Origin of the sequence: Aeromonas sp. HMWF017 (genome assembly GCF_003061465.1) — a bacterium.
Taxonomy (GTDB): Bacteria; Pseudomonadota; Gammaproteobacteria; order Enterobacterales; family Aeromonadaceae; genus Aeromonas; species Aeromonas veronii.
The window spans coordinates 6,162-8,215 of sequence record NZ_QAJD01000025.1; the positions used below are offsets into that span (position 1 = coordinate 6,162).

The 2,054-nt window shown below is 62.3% G+C and carries 2 protein-coding genes; both read right to left on the reverse strand.

Annotated features, from left to right (window positions below; genetic code table 11):
- The coding region (gene ubiB, locus DBR30_RS01905; protein ID WP_258224253.1) for a ubiquinone biosynthesis regulatory protein kinase UbiB at positions 1 to 1,444 on the reverse strand (1,444 nt) is incomplete at its 3' end.
- Positions 1,444 to 2,052 (reverse strand): ubiquinone biosynthesis accessory factor UbiJ, encoded by a 609-nt coding sequence (locus DBR30_RS01910; protein ID WP_108541196.1) that lies wholly within the window; start codon positions 2,050 to 2,052, stop codon positions 1,444 to 1,446. The genes DBR30_RS01910 and ubiB, both read right to left, overlap by 1 nt.
- Positions 2,053 to 2,054 lie beyond the last annotated feature (2 nt).

Genomic DNA, 2,054 nt, shown 5'->3' on the forward strand with positions numbered 1-2,054 from the left:
CGAAATGACGCTGCTGATGACGGGTCTGACGCAGGGTCTCATAGACCAGTTCCGGCAGCTCAGGCAGCTTCTCGGCCCAGAATGGCGCCTTCTCCTTGATGGCGTTCAATACCGACTTGGGCCCGACCTGTTCGTGCATCCAGTTTTCGAGGAACGGCTTGGCGGTCTGCCACAAATCGAGCTGCGGGTAGAGCTGACGCCCCAACCCTTCCACATAGAGCAGGGTCTTTTGCAGCAGCACCAGCTGCGGCTGCACCGTCATATGGAAGCGGCGCGCGGTGTTGAACAGGTTGAGCAGCACGTGACCGAACGAAATTTCGGAGAGCGGCTTCTCGAAGATGGGCTCCAGCACGGTGCGAATGGCGAACTCGAACTCGTCCACCTTGGTGTCTGCCGGTACCCAGCCCGACTCCACATGCAGCTCCGCCACCCGACGATAGTCGCGGTTGAAGAAGGCAAGGAAGTTCTCCGCCAGATAGCGTTTGTCTTCCCGATTGAGGGTACCGACGATGCCGCAGTCGATGCCGATCCAGAGCGGGTTTTCCGGATGTTCGTAAGAGACGAAGATGTTGCCCGGGTGCATGTCGGCATGGAAGAAGCTGTCGCGGAACACCTGGGTGAAGAAGACCTCTACCCCGCGCTCTGCCAGCAGCTTCATGTTGGTGCCGTTGGCTTCCAACGCAGGGATGTCGGAGACCGGAATGCCGTAGATGCGTTCCATCACCAGCACCTGCTCGCGGCAGAGGTCAGTGATGATTTCAGGCACATAGAGCGCTTCGGAGCCGGTGAAGTTGCGACGCAGCTGGATGGCGTTGGCCGCTTCGCGCATCAGGTTAAGCTCGTCGAGGATGGTCTTGCGATACTCCTCCACCACCTCGATGGGGCGCAGCCGCGCGCTCAGGGGCACGAAGCGGGCCACCAGACGGGCCAGCGCCTGCATCAGTCGCAGGTCGGCCTCGATAACCGGCTCGATGTCGGGGCGGATCACCTTGATGACGATCTCGCGGCCACTCTCCTTCAGCCGGGCAGTATGCACCTGCGCGATGGAGGCCGACGCCAGCGGCGTCTCGTCGAAGTCGTCAAACAGGGTTTCGATGGGACAACCCAGGCTCAGTTCGATCTGCTGGCGCGCCGCCTGACCACAGAAGGGGGGCACCCTGTCCTGCAGCAGGGCCAGCTCCTCGGCAATGTCCGGCGGCAACAGGTCGCGGCGGGTCGAGAGCATCTGGCCAAACTTGATGAAGATGGGGCCAAGGGCCTCGAAGGCGAGGCGGATGCGGGCACCGCGGCTGAGATCCGGTTGTTTGTTCTTGAGCCAGAACAGGGAGCGACGGGCCAGACGACCCGGCCAGGGTTGATAGCGGGCGGGCACCAGTTCGTCGATGCCCTGCTCCAGCAGGATGGTGATGATGCGATAGAGGCGTTTGAACTCCTTCGGGGTCATCAGGTCACCTGCTGTTCAAAGCGGGCCAGCCGCAGTTCGACGGCCTTGAGCTGCTGGGCCAGCACCTCGACGTCATCGTTGAAACTCGCCACTTCCAGCGGGCCGGGGGCGAGGCGGGCCTCTTCGGTCAGATATTCCGCCAGCTGGCTGCGGGTGCGGCACAGCTCGCGACCGACCAGACGACGGGCCTGACGGGCACCGCTAAACAGGGTGTGGGCCAGCACGTCGCCGGTATAGCGCGACAGCTTCTCCTCCCAATCGATATCCAGCTCACCCAGCAGCACGCTGAATGCCTGTACCAGCTGGGGATCACCGCTCAGATCCAACTTCTCCTCACGGATATAACGGGTCAGGGCGGACGGGTCTTTCAGCAGACCGAGGGCGGTCAGGGAGAGACTGAGCACCGCATCCGCCTCCCCTTCATGCTGGGCCAGCACATCCAGTCGACGCTCGGAGAAGACAAACCAGAGCGGCTTGAGTTCACGCAACTCCAGCTTGAGCACCTTGCCCACCAGTTTGCGCAGCCGCTCCGGGCTCTGTTTGTCCAGCGCCAGCAACTGGTTGAGGCTGGTTTCGATCACCGCGGTGACCATGGCATCCATCGGCATAG